Raw genomic sequence first — 20,280 nt, 5'->3', positions numbered from 1 at the left:
TCGCAACCGGATTGCTGTAGGCAAGGTGTCCTCTTTCGGCACGGTCGGGGGCGATCAAAAGTTAGCGATCAAGGGAGTTCGCCGCATTCATGGCCGAGGGAGGGAAGCGCTTACGCGTCTGTCTCGCCGCATCGGGCGGTGGACATGTCCGGCAATTGCTCGATCTCGAGCCCTTGTGGAAGAAGCATGACAGCTTCTTCGTGACCGAGGATTCCGCGCTCGGCCGGTCGATTGCGCAAACCCAGGAAACCTACTTCGTTCCCCATGTGGCATTGGGGCAGGCGAAGCTGGGCAAACCGCTCAAGATGGTTGCCGCTGCCGCGGTGAGCTTGCGCGAATCGTGGCGGATATTGGCGCAGACCAAGCCTGATGTGGTCCTCACTACGGGCGCCGGCTCGATGGCGCCGCTCGTGATGCTGGCGCGGATGAAAGGTGCGCGGATCGTGCTCATCGATTCGTTTGCCCGGTTCGAGCGGCCGTCCACTTTCGCCCGCCTGATGAGCCCCCTGGCCCATCTGCGAATTGCGCAGGCGAAGACCCTGGCGGCGAACTGGAAGGGTTCGCAGGCCTTCGACCCTTTCCGGACGATCGATGCGCCTCGACCGCCCAAGGAGCACCTTGTGTTCGGAACGGTCGGCGCCACCCTCGCTTTTCCGCGCCTGGTCGATCTTGTGACGGGGGCATATCGCGACGGTGTGATCGATGGGCGGGTGATCCTGCAGACCGGTAATGGCGCGAACGTCGATTGCGCTGGGATCGAATGCGCCGAAGCCTTTTCTTTCGAGGACATTCAGGCACTGCTCGAACGGGCCGACTTCGTCGTCTGCCATGGCGGAACCGGCTCACTCATCACCGCCTTGCGGGCCGGGTGCCGGGTGATCGCCGTGCCGCGCCGATACGAATTGGGCGAGCATTACGACAATCACCAGGCCGAGATCACCGAGAACTTTCGCAAGCGCGGGCTGATCGAGGTGGCCGACACGCCCGAAGAATTCGCGACCGCGATCGAACGCCTCAGGCAGCGCGAACCTGTTCGCGCCACGACCGACTATTCGGCCCTAATCGATCACCTCGAGGAGTGGATGGCCCGCACCGGGTGACAAGCCTGCCGCCGTGGTAACGATCAGAGACTGCCCGGGCTGCACGGTTATCTTAACGGTACTCGGGTCACTCGCCGCCAGGGGTTCGCCCAGCCTGTTGCTGGTAAGGGGAACGTCGCCCACGAAATGACGCGCGCAATTACCGTTCACGGTGCCGCCAAATTCTTCGACCCGCAGGAACGAGATGACATCGTCTTGCGAGACGATGATATTGTCCGCAATCTCGCCCGCGGCCGCACCCGAGACGCTTATGCCATTACGCAAGCCTGCCTCGATGCGATTGCCTCGTACGATCACTCGGCCGAAGCGAGGCCGATCGGAATAGATCCCGCGCACGAAGATGCCTTGCGCCGGGCGACCGCTACCTCGGCGGTAGAGGTTGTCGGTGATAACGATATCGTCGTTTGCCGTGTACCCGGCCAAGGGCCAGAACTGAATGAAATCGGGATGATCGCCGTCCCCTCCGGTGTCGACAGGGAAGAAGTCGCTTGCCACATTGCGCGCTATCAGCACTCGCGAGGATCCGCCGCCCCGGATCGCATCGATCCGCATATCGGAAAATCGGCAGTCGCTGACCTCAAATCCCTCGACGCCCCGATGCGCCAGCCCGTGTTTGAGGCCGGAAAATCCTGCCCGGCGAAACGCAATGTTGGTGCCTCTATCGACGAGTACGGCCCCGGCGGTCTGGTCGCGACCGGTAAACTGCGCGCCGTCGAAAACCAGGCCGGCGCAATTGTCCAGCCGGAAGCAGCGCATCGTCTCGTCAGGGCAATCGAATATGCCGCCGCGAATCGTCACCGGTTCGTCGAAGCGAACGTCGCGCAGGTAGAATGGTGCGACCCGCCGGGCGCCGAGATTAATTTCGTCGCCGGCTTTCGCGCTTTGGAGCAATTCGATCATGCGTCCCTCCACAAGGCAGGGGCGGCAGAGACGCTCGCGGCGCACAATTTCGGCTGGTAAGTGCAATGCCAAAGAAGGGGCGTTAGATGCGTACGAATGGTCGGGCTCCTTTCCCATGCCGGGCGTGCCCCTAACCAGATTGGTTCAAGGTAGGAAAACAGATTGTCACAGCAAGACTATTCGCCCGGCAGATCGCCGGCGTTCGATCGCACCATGGCGGTCATTCTCGTTAACTACCGCTCACCCGGCGATACGATTGAGTGCCTGTCATCACTGTTTGCCGGAACCCGCGTGCCTTATGTCATCGTGGCCGACAACGCTTCGGGTGACGGTTCGCTTGAGACGATCGCGCGCTGGGCCGAAGGCCGCCACGAGCTGCAGATCGAGCATCCGTTTCATCGCATGGCGCAGGATCGCCCGATCACCTTTCCCATCGAATACGAGGTGCGCGGGCCGGACGATGAACGACGGCCGCCGTCCAAGCCGCTGACCTTGCTTCAGACGGGCAGCAATCTCGGCTTTGCCGGCGGCAACAATCGCGGACTGCAGATCGCCTCGCGGGGCGAAGGCATCGACATTTTCTGGCTGCTCAACAACGATACCACCGTCGGACCGCAGACCGTGACGGCGGTAGCCGAGGCCTTTGCCTCCCATCCGCAGTGGGGAATGGCGGGTACGCCGATTCGGCTGTATCACGAACCGACCCGGCATCAACTTGTCAACGGCATGCGGTTCAGCAAGTGGAGCGCCGCGGGCGCTGGGATCGATGCCGGGAGTTCGGTCGACCAGCGCTTCGATGCGGGCGACATCATAAGGCAGACCGATTTCGTCTGCGGTGCATCGCTTATCATGACGAGGCCGTTCTTCGAAACGGTCGGCGAACTGGAAGAGCGCTTCTTCCTCTATTTCGAGGAGATCGACCTGGCGACCCGCGCGAAGGGGCGGTTTGATATCGGATTCGTGGCGGATGCTATTGTCTACCATAAGGAAGGTGGATCTGCCGGATCGGCCAGCATCCTCTCGAAGCGCGCACGTTCGCCCTTGTCGGAATATCACTTCATCCGCAGCAAGATGATCTTCGCGCGAAAGCATTACCCCTGGCTGGTACCGCTCTACTTTGCGCAGAACCTTGCCATCATGGCCCGGCGAGCCCTGCGCCGTCAGCCTGAACAGCTCAAGGCCGTCGCCAAGGCGACATTTGGCCTGCCACTCTGACCGGCGAGCCGCAAATCATCCGCGCGCGGCCGGATGATACTTGCCTGTCAGGATATTGACCCCGGTCAGTCGGCGTACCGCGGCGAGGCTGGCCAAATTGCGGATCACGAGGATAACGCTCATCACTATCACCATCCCCAGTAGTCCGACGTAGCGGGCGGTGAGCGGCAAGAGCACCAGCAAGGCGGCAAGGCTTACGACGGTGAAGAGAAGGTTGATCCGCTCGTTTCCCGTCATCGCCAGCACCAGCCCCGAGGGGCCGGTGCACACATACAAGATCTGGCCCAAAATTAGCACCTGAAGAACGATGAATTCGTCATTGAATTCCGGGCCAAACACTTGCAGAAGGGGCCGCGCGAAGATCGTGCACAGGATGCCAACAGGGACCACCAGCAAGACTGACAGGGCAGTGGCCGAACGCGCCAGACGTGCCACCTCGGCGAAATCTCCACGTGTGTGTGCCATTCCAAATTTGGCCGAGAACACGCTGAATATGCCCAGTGTGATGACCGGGAGGGCCGAGGCGACTTGCATCGCCACGCGGAAAATTCCGGCCTCGTAAAGTGAAAGTACGCTCGCCACGACCGCAAGGCTGTACCAGTCGCTCAGGTTTTTCGAGACTGCGACCCCCCACAAGGGCACTGCTCGCTTGATCAAGGGCCGCATCGGGATTGCCATGGCCTCGGGCGATCGCGACGTTCGCGTAAGGCTGACACCGACGCCGACCAGCGATGCAAACAAGCCCGCCAGCGCCGTGGCCATCAGCACGGAAGACAGGGTTTCGGTTATCCGGGCAAGGATCAGCATGACGACAATCACGGGGATGATCAGGATTTCGACGACGTTGCCGAAGATGTAGAAGGCCTGAGATCGCAGGTAACTGCCGGTCAGTCTGGTGAAGCTGCGGGCAATCGTGATCGCCGACAGAAAGACGATCGCCAGCGGGATTGCGGAGTTTTCCAGCAGCTCCGCCCGGATAATATTGGCAAGCGCAAACATAAGAACCATTACGATCCCGAGCAATCCACACAGTAGGCCGATCACATTGATGAACGAGTTGAGGGCGGGCAGTCGTTTCGACGCTCGCGCTTCGGAGAAGCTGCGTACGACAGACAAGTCGAGTCCTCCCACGCACAACATGGAAAGAAACATCCCGGTTTGAGTGATGATGCCGTATTGCCCGACAGCCTCTGGCCCCAACTCCTTGCCCAGGAACAGGGTGATCACGAACCCTAATCCCACCCCCCCGATCCTAATCGCGATCGAAGCGAGCGAGTCCACATGGGTCGTTACGTACTGCCTGGCCTTGGCGATCATGATCGATGGGAACCTAACGTTAGAAGGAAGCCGGCTAGGCACAGGGCAATAAGATGCCTAGCGTGACTGCCGGGCTTTTCGAAACCCCGTTCGACCAGAGGACACGATGACGCTCTTGATTCACCCAGGCCTGCACAAGACAGGTACGACATGGTTGCAGGAGAGGGTCTTCACCGACCAGCGGATATTCAACAATCTGATGACGCATGAAGAAATATTCGACACGTTCGTCCGCCCTCATGATTTTGATTTCGACCCGCAGGCGGCGCAATCCTTCCTTGAGGCACGTCGGGCCAGGGGCGCAACCGGAAAGGTCGATGTCGTCTCATCTGAGACACTGTGTGGAAACCCGTTGACGGGTCAGCGCGAGAGCCTCAGCATCGCGGACCGGCTGGTAAAGATAACCGGACAAGCAAAAATACTTATCACCGTGCGTAATCAGGTTGCCACGATGAAGGCCTCGTACATCCAGTACGTGAAGCGAGGCGGGCGGAAGTCCGTCGCCCAATATCTGAGATTTAAGCCGGAACCGGGCTACTATTTCTTCGATAAGAAGCAGCTGGCATATACCCCCTTCGTCGAGCACTACGCCGGCCTTTATGGTGCTTCGAACGTACTCGTTCTCGCACAAGAAGCGCTTGCCCGCTATCCTGATCGTTATTTCTCCGAACTGATAACCTTTGCCACGGGTAAAGCGCCGGAGCCGGGTATCGGGCTACCCGATCGCAGTCGGGTTGGTGCCAGTCCGCCGGTCAGCGGACTGCCCTTGTTGCGATTTTCCTCTCACTTTCGCAGAGGCCCCCTGAACGATGATCCGATATTGCCGTGGGAATGGATTGGTTCCACTTTGGCAGGCGCTGCCTATCGCTGGACGCTTGGGGAAAAAAGGGCGTCCATGGAGCTTGACTTGGCCATGCGCGCGGCCAGTACTGGTCTATACGGACAGTCGAACCGGGCGCTCCAACGATATTGCCCCTTCGATCTCGAGGAACTGGGATACGAGATGGCCTAGGCGGGAAAGTTCGGCGGGCCTATTTGACGTGAACCCTACTGCTCAATTATAACCAACCTCCGAGGTCTCGCCATAGCCCGCATTGAGCGGGCGCTTCATTACTTGGTGCACCCCGGGTAGTTGCTTGAATCGCCCCCCATCAGCTAGTCCAGCCATGAGGGGCGTGAAATTGCGGCCGAACAGGGGGCGGCGGGCTGGGTCGGGTCGCAGCCGGGTTCAGTGTAGTTTTTAGGCAAAAAATTGGCGATAATTGGGTGTGTTGCGGGCTGTTCGCACGCCCCCCTCACTGACGCTCCCAGCTCGTTACATCCCGGAAGTTGCCAGGAACTTGAGGATAAGCGTCATTCCGGCGCCGCCATTTGGAGGCGAGGATCATTTCATAGCGATTGGCGGGATTGCCGGCGGCGGCTGAGTTCGACAAGCACTTTGGTCAAAGGCATCGATTGTCCGTCGGCGATTGCTCCCCTTGAGCGGCTAAGAGAAGTATGTGCTCTAGGTCGGCCACCGACAGACGTTGAGGGCAACAGGCGCGTGGCCGAACACAGGGTGGAGGGCATTCCCCACGGTTATCCGCCCGTAATTAACCACGGGCCGCCGCGCACTTCGTTGCGCGACTGTTAGGTTTCGTCATGGCGGGAGAAGGGAGGCGTCGCGTTTTGCGTTCTGGACGCATACAGGGATCCGCGACGCATCCTGTATTTCAAGCAAACAGGAGACGGGATTTGCTACCTGCCAAAATCGGCAAATTTACTGCGCCACTTATCTTTTCAGCCCTGACCGCAGTAGCCATACCACAAGCAGTCAACGCGGCGATCAAATCACCGACAGCCGAATCGACGGGCGCGGTCGTTCGGGTGTCGAGCCAGCAGGAGTTGCTTGCGGCGCTTCGACAAGCGAGGGCACCGGTTACGATTGTTCTTTCGCGGGGGGCCTGGGGGGGCCTCAAGCTAAAGGATCTGACGGTTCCCTATGGAACGATCGTGCGTTCGGCCAATGTCTCCCGTCCGGCGGTCTTCGACGGCATCGAACTCAATAATGTTCGCGGGCTGACCTTGTCCGGCGTGGTGGTCAAGCTCCCCGCATCTGGTCCTGTCGCCGGCCGTTATGGCGTCCTGGTTTTGGGGAGCCGGGATGTCCTGCTCGACAAGCTTGCGCTGGAAGGGCTGGGGCTGACCGGGGATGCGAGCAACGGCATCGCCATGATGCTGCGCAAGAGTTCCGACATCACCGTGCAGAAATCCTATTTCTCCAAGTTTCGCCATGGCATCGCCATGCTCGATCTTGATAATTCGGTGATCCAGCAGAATGAATTCGAGAATTTGCAGACCGACGCCATTCGCGGGGGCGGCGTAAATTACACCCGCATCGCCAACAATGTCATCACGGGGTTCAACCCAGCACGGGGCGATCACCCCGATGGAATTCAGCTATGGTCGACCCGCCAGAGGCATGCGTCAAGAGAGATCGACATCGTCGACAACCTCGTCGTGCGCGGCAACGGTGGGCCCATCCAGGGTATCTTTGTTCGTGACACCCGGTTGCGCCTTCCGTTCGAGGATTTGAAAATCACGGGAAATTTCATTGTCGGCGGGCTCTATAACGGCATTACGGTTCTCGGAGCACAGAGGCTCGATCTCAGGGATAATCAGGTCTTATCCCGCCCGGATCAGCGCAGCTGGATACGCGTGGAATACACGCGCAATTCCGCCGCGATCGACAACCATGCATTCAGCTTCGTCATTCGGAACAATCGCACCAGGCCCTTGCTGCGCAACAACGAAACTGTCGACGCGACCGACGTGAATGTCGCGGGCGCGGTTACCAACTGGGTCGAAACCAAACCGGGCTTTGCAACCTACCGTGGCGCCTTGCTGCGGCGACTGATGGCCAGAGGTCAGTAGGCTCTTCGCAAACGAAAGGCCGGGGTTGGAAAGAAGCGCTGCCTGCCCGCCCCGGCCGACGTCTTGGGCCCGCCAAGAACCGGTAGATCGAGCTTGCGCAAGTCTTCGGTCGATCGCACGCGCACCTGCAACAATGCGAACAAGAGACCGATGAGAAGGGCGAAGACCGCTCCGAACCCGGCAGCCCCCAGAATCGCGAATTGCGCCCGGGGGTAATAAACGCCGCCATACGGCTTGACCGCGCCCCCGCTCGAGGCGCCGGGCCGCTGGGTTGCGCCGTCGAGCGAGAATGCCTCCCGCCGATCGGTAAGCGCAGCGAAACGTGCTTCGAGCGCTTTGAGTTCGGCATCGTATCGTTGCGCGGTGGCGATCGCATCCGCCTTCGAAAGATATTCCGCCTCGCGCTCACGCTGGATTTGCTCGAGGGACTTGGACGCCGGCGTCGCCACTGGGCGCGGTGCAACAATCGTCGACGCGAGCTCGGCCCTTTGCGAGCGGAGGTCCTGCAATCGCGGGTGGTTGGGTCCAAGGGTGGTGGAAAGGCGTGCGATCTCGCCATCAAGTTCGGCGAGTTGCCGGTTCTGAGGAGTCACTGTATCACCCTCGATCCTGGGCAATTGCGCCAGCGGAGGCAGGACTGCCGACGCCGCGTTGCGCAATTGCATTTCCGTAAGCGATGTCCCGTCGGATTGAAGGATCACATCGTTTTTTCGGCTGAACTCGGCATTACGCCGTTCGAGCGCCTCCATCCTCGAACGAAGGGCGTTGATCTCGCCATCCAACCGCTGAGCGTTTTCGTCAGCCTCGCTGCGCCGTTGGCGCCGGGAATTTTCGATATAGGCGTCCCTCACCAGTCCGACCATCGTTTGCGCCTCGACCGGAGAAAAGCCGACATATCCGACGTCGAAAGAAGGGCTGCCTTCGGTATAGTTCAGAACAAGTCGATCCGCGATGAGATCGCCTAGCCAACTCCTGAAATCCCGGCCAGATCCAGCCCCCGATCGCTGAAATTCCTGAGCTAGCTCATAGGATTCGGTCCAGCCCAGTTGGTCCACAACAAGCCCGGTAACCCGCGGATCCTGGATCATTGCGGCTTGAGATTTGACGTAATTGTCGATCTGCTTGACGCTGACGTCGTATTGGTCGGCATTGGCTTCCAATCGTGTCTCGAGCACGATCGTGGCAGTCGCAAGATATCGCTCTGGTATCCTTTCAACAACAATCGCCGCTGCTGTGGCGCCAAATAGCGCAGACGCCGAAATAAAAATGCGTAACCTCCAGATACATTGAGCGAATTGCGCAATACTCACGACGGCCGATTCCCAACCTCCTTGTGGATACGCCAGCAAATGGCGCATAAAGCTCCAAGCGTCAAGAAAACCATAGGATGGTTGTCTTGCTGAGAAAAGACAGACTTCACAATTACGAACACGGTTAGAGAAGCCATCATAGGAATTAAAAGCAGGTGTTCCTGTGTATGGGCCTTCAAAAGAAATGACAAACCATAGAGAAGCGCGCTAAAAAAGACTGCTGCATAAATCAGAAAACCTACGACACCATATTCAAGACCAAGCGACAGATAGTAGGAGTCAATTGTAAGGACGCCCGCAAGATTGCGGTAGTTCAAGGTTTCCGCACCCTGACCAATTCCATAACCAAGAGGGTTAGACCAAATCATTGGTAAGCCCATTTCAATTTGTGCTTCGCGCGCTTGGCTACTGAAAGATTGGGCCTTGGTGCCCCAAACCATCGCACGTAGTCGACCTACGACTAAAGTGGCCACCATGAAAGTTGCGAAGATTATGGGATAAGCCAAAGTAAGAGCAGGCCCAAACAAACTTCCCCTATCTTGCCGCCAACGTGTGATGCTCCAAGCAGCTAAAAAGAGAAGGAAGGATACGAGAAATCCTGCTGCACCAAGACGAGAATCTGTTCTGATAATCGTCATGAATACTAAAGGTATAGTAGCTAAAGCCGCGACGCGAACAAAAACCCCCTTCCCATAGACGACAAAATACAGCACGAAAGAAGTTGTAAAAGCTAAGAACTCGGCAAAACCAAGGGGCGTAGTAAATTTACCCTGTAGCCGGTAAATCCCCGTTGCAGCACGTGATTTTCCTGTCAGAATCCTTTGAATGATAGGATCATCTATTGCTAGAAATGAGGGGATCCTGTTAGCCCACGGCACTTGTTGAAGTCGCCACTCCTCTAATCCGACCAAACAAGCCAGCACGGCGAAGAACCAGAAGATATAAGCAAGCTTGGTAGCATTCCCTGGTTGCGAAAAAACCCACACGGCTGCATAAAAAACAATGAACCAGTTTAAAAAGGCTACAACGAACTTGTTAATCGATTGACCGAAGTCGCTAGATAGGCCGATACTGACAAAAGCGATCACAGAAAATATGATAAGAAATCGGTTTACCCATGTGGTGACTGCCAAGCGCTCTCGCAGAGAATCACGAAATTCCTGCGAAACGGAAAGGCTGATCAGAAAGGCAATTGCTAGCGGTACGCCGAACATACGCAACGCCGTTATCCACGGAAGCCCAGGAAGATCAAATGCAAGGTAATCGGGCCAGAACAGCAGCGCGATAAGCAAGCCGAACAACAATCGCCTGATCCAAGGTAGTGGGGGATTTTTGCTCTCGGGCAGGGCCCAAACAACCAGCAGGGCCAGAGCCGCTAGGATGCCTGACATGGGCATGAGGACGTTGGCACCTAAATAAGCGAACATCGCCCCCGCGGCGAAGAGTCCCGCCAGATAGAGCAGCGCAAATAGCCATAACCTGCTTTGCCACAGGTCGCCGCGCGAATAACCGCCTAGCACGGCCTCGCGGCGGGGGGCGATAAAGCCTCGAATTGACTTGATGATCTCCACGAACCCCCGGTGTCGTGCGTTAAGAAGTAGGGCGGGGGCTTAACATATCCGAACCGGAAATCCACGGATTACCAATCGATGTCCTGCCACGAGCCATTTGCTCAGCGCAGGCCGGTTCGCTCCTCGCCTCCCTCTTTCGCGAACTTCTCAGAATAGGAAATCAGGCGGGGTCAGCGTGTCGAGGCCTTCCATGAAGAGCTGGAAGTCGGCCGCGCCGTCGCCGTCCATGTCCCCCATCACCGTGAGCCCGTTCGCAGCGATTTCGTAGCGCAGTTCGCCAGCGGTGCCGGAAAACGCGTCCGTACCCACGAAGGCGAAGGCCTGATTGCCTTCGAGCGTCGTATTTGCATCAAGAGACCGCAAATCGACGATGTCCTCACCGGTGTTGAAATCAAGGATGCTGTCGACCCCGTCGGTACCATTCGCAGCATCGCGGAAAATGAAGCGATCGGCACCTACCCCGCCGATCATCACGTCAGCTCCGAGGCCACCGATCAAGCGATCGTCGCCCGCACCGCCAAACAAGGTATCCCCGCCGCCCTGCCCGTAAAGGAAATCGATCCCGTCTCCGCCTTCGAGGTGATCGGACCCGGCGCCCCCGAACAGCTTGTCGTCCCCGGCGCCGCCGTAAAGCATATCATCCCCGCCGCCGCCGTTCAGGCGATCATTGCCCGCGTTGCCGTAAATCGTGTCATTTCCGGTGTTGCCGGACAAGAGATCGTCCCCCCCGCGCCCATAAAGCCGGTCGTCTCCAAGATTTCCGACCAAGGCATCGCTGGCATCACTTCCGAACACTGCGTCATCGCCGCCGCCGGCGGTGATCGCGCTGCCGCCTGCAGAAGCGTTGAGCGTCTCCCCCCGCCAGGTTCCGGTAAGTTGCGTAAAGGCGCCCGCCGCGAAAGCGCTGACCTCGTCGATGGGATCCGTCGGACCGCTAAATTCGAGCGGTGCCGCGTCCATCAGCATATCCGCCAGATCGCTGACACTGGTCGAACCGGATGCCTGCCAGGCCGCGATCACTTCGCGGGCAAATTCGACAGTCGAATCGATGCGATGATTGTCGTCAAGCAGGACACTGTCGCGGGTGGCGAAGGCGTATGAGGTCGAGAAATTGTCGACCACCGAGAACTCCCGTTCCATGATCACCCGTAGGAACGAGCGCTGGTCGGGAAAGCCGATGACAAGGTTGCCGGTGACCTCACCGCCGATCACTCCGTCAACGCTGACCCCGTTGTAGAGCCCGCCGAGGATGACGTTGCCAGAAACGGTCACATCCTCGAAGGGCATGTTGTCCCGCGTATCGCGGATAAAGACGCCCTGGATCGGCAGTCCGTCGCCGCGGTAGATCAGATTGTCCGAGATCGTGATGTTCCGCCCGGGCTCATCCTGATTTGTCGACCAAAGCTGGATCGCATCCGGGTGGTCGCCGGAACCGCCGGTATTGATCGGGAAGAAATCGGTGAACGTATTGTTCGTGATGACAGCGTTCGACACGCCGCCACCGCGGATGCCGTCACAGCGGATGTCGTGGAACGAATTGCCCGAGATGAAAAGCCCATCGACATCGAGCAACTTCAGACCATGTTGCACATAATAGAATTCGGAATCGACGACGGTGATGTTGGTGCTCGACCGGATCAACAGTGGCGAAACCTCTTCGCCTGATCCGACGTTATCGGGTCCGCGAAAAACGACCCCTGAAAAGGTGATGTCGTCCGCGGAACTGACGCTGAAGCAATTGTTGTCGCCCTCGGCCGCCTCGAAGATCAAGTTCGAAAATCTTACGCCATCCGTTTCCGACAAACGCAACCCAGTGATCACTGCCGGGTTTGCGCTGTCGAGCGAGGCGATCGTGATGTCAAGATCGCCTGCATTGCGCAGAGTCAGCGTGTCGTAGGTGCCGGGGGCAAGATAGACGATATCGCCCGGACCGGCGTTCTGAATGAAGGTTGCCAGCTGCTCGTCCGACCGTGCGTAGAATTCTGCCATGTTGACCCAGTCCCATCCCCTGAAGGCAAGCCATCGAGGGAACCCGATGGTTGCGGTGTCAGGGAAAGGGATAGGGCCGGGCCTACTAGCGGGTTCTCAACCTCTAGGGTTAAACACGGACCGGTTCGATTAGGGCGATGCGTTGTTTCGAAGGGGTTAAGTCCCTGAATTCAATCAGGGCCTAACGTGAATGCGGATTTAACGAGGGTTTATGGGTTCCCAATCGAATGCGGTATCACGTCGTTCAGCGCCAGGCGCTGTACCGATCTGTGGAAATGTTGATGTACAAGAAGTCCCGTGCCGCATCCTGCGACTTGAGGGCGCTTACCCCGTGATAGCTATTGTTCGAACATGGGAAAAAGACCCCGAGATTCTGTTCGGGTCGCAGCGTCGCGGTCTTTTCGACGTCGCCCGGCTTGGGGTGACGTTCGTGAGACGACGGGTCGGTCTTCGTCTTGTGCCGGAATAGGCTGAGATCCCCACCCTCGATGCCTTCGGCTTCCATGTCGGTGAAGTAGATAATCAGCGAACACAACCGGTTCTGCCGGTCGCAATGGGGCACCTTTGCATAGCCGCCAATGCTGCGCTCGATGTCTAGCCGGCTGAAGAGGTTTCCGGGAGATGTGTCACTGCGCGAGAAGAGCTTGTGCGAAATGTTGCGAGCCTTGTCGGCAAGCGTCGCCTTTTCAGTCAGGACATCACGGCCTTCGACCAGTTCCCGATCGTAGGCTGCCGGATCGACGGAAATGGCGCATCCAAGTGCTTCGAGATCGGGCCCGAAGATCTCGTTGAACTTGTCGACAAAAGCCGGGGAATTGATCCATTGATCGAACCGCGCCCAGGCAGGTGACGTTGAAATCAGGTTGTCGTACGCTTGATCGCCCCGGTAGATATCGAAGCCGGTCCCGGCACCGACACGGCTCCCTGTCGATCCGCTGAGGACCGTCTGATCCGCAAAGCTATCTTGGCTAGGAAAGTCCTTGCGCAATTCTCGATAGAAATCCTCATCGAGAATGCCCTTTTCACCACGTGCGGAAACGGCGTCTGCTGGACGTCGCTGCGATCGATATTCAACATCTTATCGAACTCCTTCGGGGCGCAGGTGTCTGCACGCCGTCTTGTGCGCACAATCTGCAAGCCTGGGCCCAATTCAGCAAGCTTGCTGATCACCTAAATTTGTCCCTGACCAATTTCGAGAAAGGCCTTAAGGTCGTTAGGGGCGCATTGGGCGGCGGGTCGCTGCCATCCAGATCGGACGACGGGCGTGGGTAACGGCAACGAATTGGCGCAAGGCGAGCGAATCGCGCAGCCGCCTGTAGCAGAGCGCGGCCTTGCAGGAGCCGATGCGCGGCTGGTGGCGTTTATCCTCCTGGTGGCGGCGGATTTAGTCGCCGTGTGGGCCGGCTGTCTCGTGGCGTTCGAACTGGCGCATAGCCAGGCTGACGATATCCTGGGGTTCGCCGTGCTTGCCGCAGTTTATCTCGCGGCTGCCGGACTGGCGGGTGCCTATAGCCGGCAGGCGTTCGTCTCGCCCCTCGTCTCGGCCGTGGCGGCGGTCCGCGCGATCGTCTTCAGCAGTGCAGTTATCTGGGCCGTCGCGGTGCTTAGTGGCCACTGGCAGGCCGAGGGCATCGGCGACATGGCCCTGGCAGTCGGGGTCGCGGCGGTACTCGCGGCTGCCGGACGGACGGCCTTGGCATTCCTGGTAGGGCTCTTTGCCGGCAAGTTAAGAGCCGACCTTCTGATCATCGATGACGTCGAGCCGCCCCTCGTGCCGGCCCATTACGCCGTCACACGCGCATCGACGATCGGTCTGAGCGAGAAATCGGGCAACAATCCTGTCGGGCTCGTGCGCCTGGCAAGGCTTGGCGCGGGGGTCGACCGGGTGCTGGTGTCGTGCAGCGAGGGACGGCGAAGGTTCTGGGCGGAAAGCATCCGGCCGCTTGGTCTCGATGCCGGCGTGATCGTAGAGGATGTCGCTCAACTATCGGCCTTCGACACGGAGTTCGAAACCACGCTGCCGGTGTTGCGGATCAGCCGCGGACCTCTCGCCGTACGTCAGCGGATCGCCAAACGCCTGTTCGACCTGGTGCTTTCGGTCCCCCTGTTCATCGCCCTTAGCCCGGTATTCGCGGCGCTGTGCATCGGTATCCCGCTTACAACCGGCCGTCGCCGTATATTCGAGAAACAGATGCTGCTTGGCATGCGGAACGAAGTCTTCGCGAGCCACGTCTTCGTAGCGCCCGGACGCCCTCGGCTCGAGCGCTTCCTCCGTTCAAGCGGGCTCGGCCGGCTGCCAGCACTGCTCGACGTCGTGCTGGGGCATATGAGCCTTGTCGGGCCGGGACCGATAGAGGCAGTATCGCGCGCGTCCGCCGCAGGCCCTCCGAGGCGACGCAACGTCAAGCCCGGCCTGTTTGCCCCGGTGACGCAAACCGCGGGTCGATCCTATCGCGAAGGCTGGACGCTTTGGCGCGACGTTGCCAGCATCATGCGCGGGAAGCTCACGCAGACTTTGCGTGCGGAAGAGCCCGGCCGCTAGCGGCTTAGCGAGCTTTGAGCAGCGGAAGCCACCAGGCCTCGTTATCAAGATACCACTGAAGTGTTTGCCCCAGACCCTGCGCGAAATCCCGATCCGGCTGATAGCCCAGGCATTCGCGAGCCTTGCGTTCGTCGATCGCATAGCGGCGATCGTGTCCTGCGCGATCCTCGACAAAGACTTTCAGGGACGCCGACGCTTCGCCGCGGGCGGCGGGTGCATCGGGAAACCGCGTCGCGAGCGAAGGGTCGGCCGCGAATGCCTGATCCACCGCTGCGCAAATCCGGTCTATGATGACGAGGTTAGGAACCTCTTCCCCGCCGCCGATATTGTAGGTCTCGCCGGGTTCGCCGACACGCAGCACCTTTTCGATGCCCCGGCAGTGATCCTCCACATGCAACCAGTCGCGCACGTTCATGCCGTCGCCGTAGATCGGCAGCGGCTTGCCATGGAGGCAATTGATCAGGAACAGCGGGATCAGCTTCTCGGGAAATTGATAGGGGCCGTAATTGTTCGAGCAATTGCTGGTGGTGACGTTCAGCCCGTAGGTATGATGATAGGCACGCACCAAATGGTCGGAGGCCGCCTTGGACGCCGAATAGGGGGAATTGGGTGCGTAAGCGGTCGTCTCGCTGAACGCCGGATCGTCCGGTTCGAGCGAGCCATAAACCTCGTCGGTCGACACATGATGGAAGCGATGATCCCCCGGCCTTTGGTCCAGCCAGACTGACCGCGCCGCCTTCAGGAGACTGTGCGTGCCAATGATGTTCGTCGAGACGAAGGCATCGGGACCGCTGATCGAGCGATCGACGTGGCTTTCCGCTGCGAAGTGGATCAGCGTCCTGATATCGTTGTCATGCAGCAGCTGTGCGACGAGGTCGGTATCGCGAATATCGCCTTCGACCAGCTTCACGCGATCCAGCCCCGAAACATTGGCAGCGACGCCGGCATAGGTCAGCGCGTCGAGTACGATGATGCGGTCGTCCGTATGGCGCTCGCGCCAGTAACGGACGAAGTTCGTGCCGATGAAACCGGCCCCGCCGGTCACGAGAAGGGTCTGCATCAGGTGTCGCTTTCCTTGAAGATCGAACGCAGCGCTGCGCGCCAATGGCGGGGGTACGTGCCGAGACTGTCTATGGTCTCGCTGCAATCGAGCACCGAGAACGGGGGGCGGCGGGCCGGGGTCGGGTAGTCGCCGGTCCGGATCGGGCGAATGGGGATCGCGCGGTCGATTCGCCCCACGGCAAGCGCCTCTTCCTGTATGGCGACGGCAAAATCGTACCAGCTCGCCACGCCGCTGTTGGTATAGTGGCGGATGCCCGCGACATTGCCCAGCGCCAGCTGCCACAGCGCCCCTGCCAGGTCTGCCGCAAGCGTCGGGCTCCCGACCTGATCGGCAACCACGCGCAGTTCGTCACGCTCCCTCATCAGCCGGAGCATCGTCGATACGAAATTGTCACCGCTTCGATCGTACACCCATGACGTACGGACCACGAGGGCGCCGGGCAGAGCGAGCGCAAGCCGCTCACCTTCCAGCTTGGTCGCGCCATAAACTCCGAGCGGTGCCGGCGGCGCGTTGATAGGGTAGGGCGTGCTGGCCGTTCCATCGAACACGAAATCGGTCGAAATATGGATGAGGCGGGCTTTGGCTGCTTGCGCTGCAATGGCCAGATGGCCGACCGCAACGGCGTTGATCGCGCGTGCCTGATCGGGTTCGCTTTCCGCCCGATCGACCGCGGTATAGGCGGCTGCATTGAACACATAGTCTGCTCCGGAAGAGCAGACGGCGTCCATCACCGCCCCGGCGTCGCCGATATCCAGCGCTTCCCGGACGAGGGGGATGACCTCGACGCCGGGCGGGGCGTGGCGCGCGAGTGCGCGCCCGACCTGCCCGCCAGCGCCAACGATTAATGCCTTCATGCGAACAGTTCGGCGTTGGACAGAGGCGTTCCCGCGCGATCCTTGTCGGATAGCAGCGGCTCGATCCCGTCCAGCGGCCAGGCGATTTCGAGCGCGGGATCGTTCCACAAGAGACTGTGCTCGTTCGCCGGATCATAAAATGCGGTACATTTGTAGAGAAAGTCGGTCCCGTCCTCCAACGTCAGGAACCCATGCGCAAGGCCAGGCGGAACCCACAGCAGATGTTTGTTGCGCGCATTGAGGTCGAAGCCGGCGCTCTGGCCGAAGCTTGGCGATGATTGGCGCAGATCGACCACCACGTCGTGAACCGCCCCGGACACCACCCGGACCAGTTTTCCTTGCGGGCCCGGTTTTTGATAATGCAGTCCGCGCAATACCCCGCGCGACGAGCGGCTGTGATTGTCCTGAACGAATTGCAGGTCGAGCCCGGCGTCGGCGAACGCGCGTGCGTTCCAGCTTTCGAGAAAGAAACCGCGCTCGTCCCCGAACACGCGCGGCTTGATCAGGAAGCATCCTTCGATGGCTGTTTCGATCAGTTCCAACTGGCCGTCCTGTCGAGAAGGCCCATGAGATAGTCGCCATAGCCCGATTTGCGCAGCGGACTGGCGATTCGAGCCAGTTGCTCGTCATCGATGAAGCCCATGCGCCAGGCGATTTCCTCAGGGCAACTGATCTTCAACCCCTGCCGTTCCTCGGTGATACGGACATAGTCGGCCGCTTCGAGCAGCGAGGCATGCGTCCCGGTATCGAGCCACGCGTAGCCCCGGCCCATTATCTCGACCGAAAGGGTGCCGTTCTCGAGATAAAGACGATTGAGGTCGGTGATTTCAAGTTCGCCGCGCGGCGAGGGCTTGAGGTCGCGAGCAAGGTCCACTGCCTTGCCGTCGTAGAAGTACAGCCCGGTCACCGCATAGTTCGATTCGGGGCGGGCAGGCTTTTCCTCGATCCTCGTCGCCTGGCCCTGTTCATCGAAGGTGACGACGCCGTATCGCTCGGGGTCCTTCACGTAATAGCCGAATACCGTTGCCCCCTCCTCGCGCTGTGCCGCATTGCGCAGAAGTTGGCTGAGGCCGTGACCGTAGAAGATGTTGTCACCCAGAACGAGCGCAGAGGGGCGATCGCCGACGAAACCGGCGCCTATATGATACGCCTGCGCGAGACCGTCGGGGCTGGGCTGGACGGCATATTCGATCGCCAGTCCCCAATCGGCCCCGTCACCCAGCAGGCTCTTGAACATGGCCTGTTCGTGCGGAGTGGTGATGATCAGGATTTCCCGGATTCCCGCGAGCATCAGGACCGACAACGGGTAGTAGATCATCGGCTTGTCGTAGACCGGCATAAGCTGTTTCGAGACCGCTTTGGTCAACGGCCACAACCTCGTCCCCGAGCCACCGGCCAGGATGATGCCCTTGCGCATGTCGAACCCTACTCCCGTGTGCCGTGCGGCTGGCTGTCTGGCGGTGAGGGGGCGGGAATGCAACCGTCTGGCCAAAGATCTTCTTGGCCGATCAGGAGCTTTTACCCTCCAGTCGCATTATGGGACCAGTCCTCGCAATTCTCTGGCATTCCTGATAAAACGTTAATAAAGCGTTAAACATCCAACAAAGGTTGATCGCATGAAGCTCAGGGTTCAGGCGCTTCGGAACAGGAAGATCGTCATTCCCGCCGCGCTTGCCGCGCTGGGTTCGGCGAGCCTCGTCGGATATGCAGTGGTTGGCCCGCGGGATAGCGGCCCTGCGCGCCTGTACCAGCAAACCGCTTCCGCGCTCGACGAATACCTCAACCGTTCACCTGGTGAACGCGATGAGGAAGCTTTGCTGAAGGGCAAGGGCAAGGGTTCGGCAAAGGGCAAATCCGGCGCCATGGCAAGCCGCGAGGTTCCCGCGGGCGGCCCGGAGCAGCAGGCGCTGGGTAAGATTTTCGAAGCACCGGGCGCCGAGCCCGAAGCGCTGCCCGGCACCGAATCGCCGGTCGCTGAAACGCCGCTGGCGGATGCACTTGCTGCCAATGAGACTCCCAGTGTGCTTGCGCCGGGGGGCTTCTTGCCGAGTACTCCCGGCGGAGGCGGCGGGGGCACAATCGGCGGCGGCGGCGGAGGTGGAGGAGGAGGAGGCGGTGTCGATCCGCCACCGCCCCCGGGCCCTATTCCCGAGCCGTCCACCTGGGCGCTGATGATCCTGGGCTTCTTCTTTTCCGGGTTCGCGATGCGGCGGCGGGCCCGCCACCTTCACGTGCCTGCCGGCATCTAGTGCGCAGGATCATCGGCCTTTCGCTGATCGGGGCGGCTCTTGCCGGTGCCGGGGTCGTCGCTCTCGCAGCGCCGCCTGCGTCCGAGCAGCAATTCGCCGCGGCGACGAGTGTAGCCGAACCGGCATCCGAGACGTCGGTTCGGATTGCGCTCGACCCGCAATCGGCAAAACTCGCGGCGGAGCGCAGGATGCTGCCCGCAGGGGTGAAATCATTGCTGCGCGTACCGCGGGCGCTCGAACATGGCGACTACGTCTGGAACGATAGGGACGTCGGGCCAGGCAAGGTCCAGGTGTTTGTCAACATGCGTCGCCAGCTGATCTCGGTCTTCCGCGATGGGCATGAAATCGGGACCGCCGTGATCGTGTACGGCGGAAACGGCTACAATTCGCCGAGCGGGCGTTTCCCGATCATGCGCAAGGTGAGGGATTACCACTCGCGCAGCTACGATGCGCCGATGCCCTATTCCTTGTTCATCACCAACGACGGCGTTGCCCTGCACGGTAGCCCGATGGCGGCGGACCGTGCGACCCACGGCTGTATCGGGCTGCCGCTGAGCTTCGCGCGATTGCTGTTCGATCAGGCAAAGCGCGGCGACGTGGTCGAAATCGTCCAGACGGACGCGGCCTGAGCACGTCTTGTCTGCCTCTGTCTCTGTGAGGCGGACGCGATAACCTGATCTTAACCTTTGGGGATAACCCTGCCTCTTCCAATCGAAGAGGTGCTGTCATGTCGCGCAAGGTCAGGACAATCGGGAAGATCGGGCTGCTGATCGGAACCCTCGTCACACTTACGGGAGCTCAAGGCCATTCCGGGGATTTCGAGGAGCGCTTGCTTGCAGGCCATAACCGCGAACGCTCGCTGCATCGGGTGCCGGCTTTGAAATGGGATGCCAAGCTGGCTCAAGGCGCGCAGGCGTGGGCCGACCACCTCGCGCGGACCGGTCGGTTCGAGCATTCGCCGAACCGTAAGGGCCAGTCGCTCGAAGGCGAAAACATCTGGGGTGGAACCCAAGGGGCTTTTGGCCCCGAATCGATGATCGGCCTGTGGGTAGCGGAAAAGCGCTACTTCAAGCCGGGCCGGTTTCCGGACAACAGCACGACCGGCCGGGTCGCCGATGTAAGCCATTTCACGCAGATAATCTGGGCCGATACGCGCAAGGTCGGCTGCGGACTGGCACGCGGGGAAAGGCGGGACATCCTTGTCTGCCGCTACAGCAATCCCGGAAACGTCTTCGGTCGCCGCGCATTGCGGACGGC

General features: G+C 59.9%; 18 protein-coding genes. 8 read left to right on the top strand and 10 right to left on the bottom strand.

The genetic code is table 11. The features are described 5' to 3' along the window. Positions 1–89: 89 nt before the first annotated feature. Positions 90–1,100, top strand: a complete 1,011-nt coding sequence (gene welK / locus ACHFFA_RS06265; RefSeq protein WP_394269984.1) for a beta-1,4-glucuronosyltransferase WelK — start codon at positions 90–92, stop codon at positions 1,098–1,100. Here welK and ACHFFA_RS06260 read toward each other — a convergent pair. After that, positions 1,059–1,856, bottom strand: a complete 798-nt coding sequence (locus ACHFFA_RS06260) for a right-handed parallel beta-helix repeat-containing protein (RefSeq protein ID WP_394270075.1) — start codon at positions 1,854–1,856, stop codon at positions 1,059–1,061. The genes welK and ACHFFA_RS06260 overlap by 42 nt on opposite strands. 306 nt (positions 1,857–2,162) lie before the next feature. Here ACHFFA_RS06260 and ACHFFA_RS06255 point away from each other — a divergent pair, with 306 nt between their 5' ends. Continuing rightward, positions 2,163–3,215, top strand: coding sequence for a glycosyltransferase family 2 protein (locus ACHFFA_RS06255; protein ID WP_394269983.1), 1,053 nt, complete (start codon positions 2,163–2,165; stop codon positions 3,213–3,215). 15 nt (positions 3,216–3,230) lie between these two features. Here the strand turns inward: ACHFFA_RS06255 and ACHFFA_RS06250 are convergent, their stop codons facing one another. Continuing rightward, entirely contained in the window at positions 3,231–4,532 is a 1,302-nt protein-coding gene (locus ACHFFA_RS06250) for a lipopolysaccharide biosynthesis protein (RefSeq protein WP_394269982.1), read from the bottom strand. Positions 4,533–4,638: 106 nt separating this feature from the next. Here ACHFFA_RS06250 and ACHFFA_RS06245 point away from each other — a divergent pair, with 106 nt between their 5' ends. Together ACHFFA_RS06245 and ACHFFA_RS06240 are read left to right on the top strand one after the other, a co-directional pair. Beyond that, positions 4,639–5,544, top strand: a complete 906-nt coding sequence (locus ACHFFA_RS06245) for a hypothetical protein (RefSeq protein WP_394269981.1) — start codon at positions 4,639–4,641, stop codon at positions 5,542–5,544. Positions 5,545–6,266: 722 nt separating this feature from the next. Continuing rightward, positions 6,267–7,445, top strand: a complete 1,179-nt coding sequence (locus ACHFFA_RS06240) for a right-handed parallel beta-helix repeat-containing protein (protein WP_394269980.1) — start codon at positions 6,267–6,269, stop codon at positions 7,443–7,445. Here ACHFFA_RS06240 and ACHFFA_RS06235 read toward each other — a convergent pair. The 4 genes from ACHFFA_RS06235 to ACHFFA_RS06220 all read right to left on the bottom strand — a co-directional run bounded on the left by ACHFFA_RS06235 (position 7,439) and on the right by ACHFFA_RS06220 (position 13,303). Then, a complete protein-coding gene (locus tag ACHFFA_RS06235) occupies positions 7,439–8,803 on the bottom strand; it encodes a hypothetical protein (protein ID WP_394269979.1) in 1,365 nt (454 codons plus the stop codon). The genes ACHFFA_RS06240 and ACHFFA_RS06235 overlap by 7 nt on opposite strands. Then, positions 8,752–10,326, bottom strand: coding sequence for an O-antigen ligase family protein (locus ACHFFA_RS06230; protein ID WP_394269978.1), 1,575 nt, complete (start codon positions 10,324–10,326; stop codon positions 8,752–8,754). The genes ACHFFA_RS06235 and ACHFFA_RS06230 overlap by 52 nt, the downstream gene beginning before the upstream one ends. 147 nt (positions 10,327–10,473) lie before the next feature. Then, a complete protein-coding gene (locus ACHFFA_RS06225; RefSeq protein WP_394269977.1) occupies positions 10,474–12,315 on the bottom strand; it encodes a right-handed parallel beta-helix repeat-containing protein in 1,842 nt (613 codons plus the stop codon). Positions 12,316–12,559: 244 nt separating this feature from the next. Continuing rightward, on the bottom strand, positions 12,560–13,303 hold the full coding sequence (locus tag ACHFFA_RS06220; protein ID WP_394269976.1) for a 2OG-Fe(II) oxygenase: 744 nt from the start codon (positions 13,301–13,303) through the stop codon (positions 12,560–12,562). Positions 13,304–13,579: 276 nt separating this feature from the next. Between ACHFFA_RS06220 and ACHFFA_RS06215 the strand changes: the two genes are divergently transcribed. After that, on the top strand, positions 13,580–14,857 hold the full coding sequence (locus ACHFFA_RS06215) for a sugar transferase (RefSeq protein WP_394269975.1): 1,278 nt from the start codon (positions 13,580–13,582) through the stop codon (positions 14,855–14,857). Positions 14,858–14,861: 4 nt separating this feature from the next. Here the strand turns inward: ACHFFA_RS06215 and rfbB are convergent, their stop codons facing one another. The 4 genes from rfbB to rfbA are packed head-to-tail and all read right to left on the bottom strand — an operon-like array spanning position 14,862 to position 18,191. After that, positions 14,862–15,917, bottom strand: a complete 1,056-nt coding sequence (gene rfbB / locus ACHFFA_RS06210; RefSeq protein ID WP_394269974.1) for a dTDP-glucose 4,6-dehydratase — start codon at positions 15,915–15,917, stop codon at positions 14,862–14,864. Beyond that, positions 15,917–16,774 carry a dTDP-4-dehydrorhamnose reductase gene (rfbD, locus tag ACHFFA_RS06205; protein ID WP_394269973.1) on the bottom strand — a complete coding sequence of 286 codons (858 nt, stop codon included), beginning with the start codon at positions 16,772–16,774 and terminating at the stop codon, positions 15,917–15,919. The genes rfbB and rfbD overlap by 1 nt, the downstream gene beginning before the upstream one ends. Beyond that, a complete protein-coding gene (rfbC, locus tag ACHFFA_RS06200; protein WP_394269972.1) occupies positions 16,771–17,316 on the bottom strand; it encodes a dTDP-4-dehydrorhamnose 3,5-epimerase in 546 nt (181 codons plus the stop codon). The genes rfbD and rfbC overlap by 4 nt, the downstream gene beginning before the upstream one ends. After that, positions 17,307–18,191: a glucose-1-phosphate thymidylyltransferase RfbA gene (gene rfbA / locus ACHFFA_RS06195; protein WP_394269971.1), complete on the bottom strand. Its 885-nt coding sequence runs from the start codon at positions 18,189–18,191 to the stop codon at positions 17,307–17,309. The genes rfbC and rfbA overlap by 10 nt, the downstream gene beginning before the upstream one ends. A gap of 199 nt (positions 18,192–18,390) precedes the next feature. Here rfbA and ACHFFA_RS06190 point away from each other — a divergent pair, with 199 nt between their 5' ends. The 3 genes from ACHFFA_RS06190 to ACHFFA_RS06180 all read left to right on the top strand — a co-directional run. Further along, positions 18,391–19,023, top strand: a complete 633-nt coding sequence (locus ACHFFA_RS06190; protein WP_394269970.1) for a PEPxxWA-CTERM sorting domain-containing protein — start codon at positions 18,391–18,393, stop codon at positions 19,021–19,023. Beyond that, entirely contained in the window at positions 19,023–19,652 is a 630-nt protein-coding gene (locus ACHFFA_RS06185) for a L,D-transpeptidase (protein ID WP_394269969.1), read from the top strand. The genes ACHFFA_RS06190 and ACHFFA_RS06185 overlap by 1 nt, the downstream gene beginning before the upstream one ends. 98 nt (positions 19,653–19,750) lie before the next feature. Beyond that, the coding region (locus ACHFFA_RS06180; RefSeq protein ID WP_394269968.1) for a CAP family protein at positions 19,751–20,280 on the top strand (530 nt) is incomplete at its 3' end.

It is taken from the genome of Qipengyuania sp. (genome assembly GCF_043423005.1).
Lineage (GTDB): Bacteria > Pseudomonadota > Alphaproteobacteria > Sphingomonadales > Sphingomonadaceae > Qipengyuania.
This window is presented reverse-complemented; position numbering and strand designations above follow the sequence as displayed.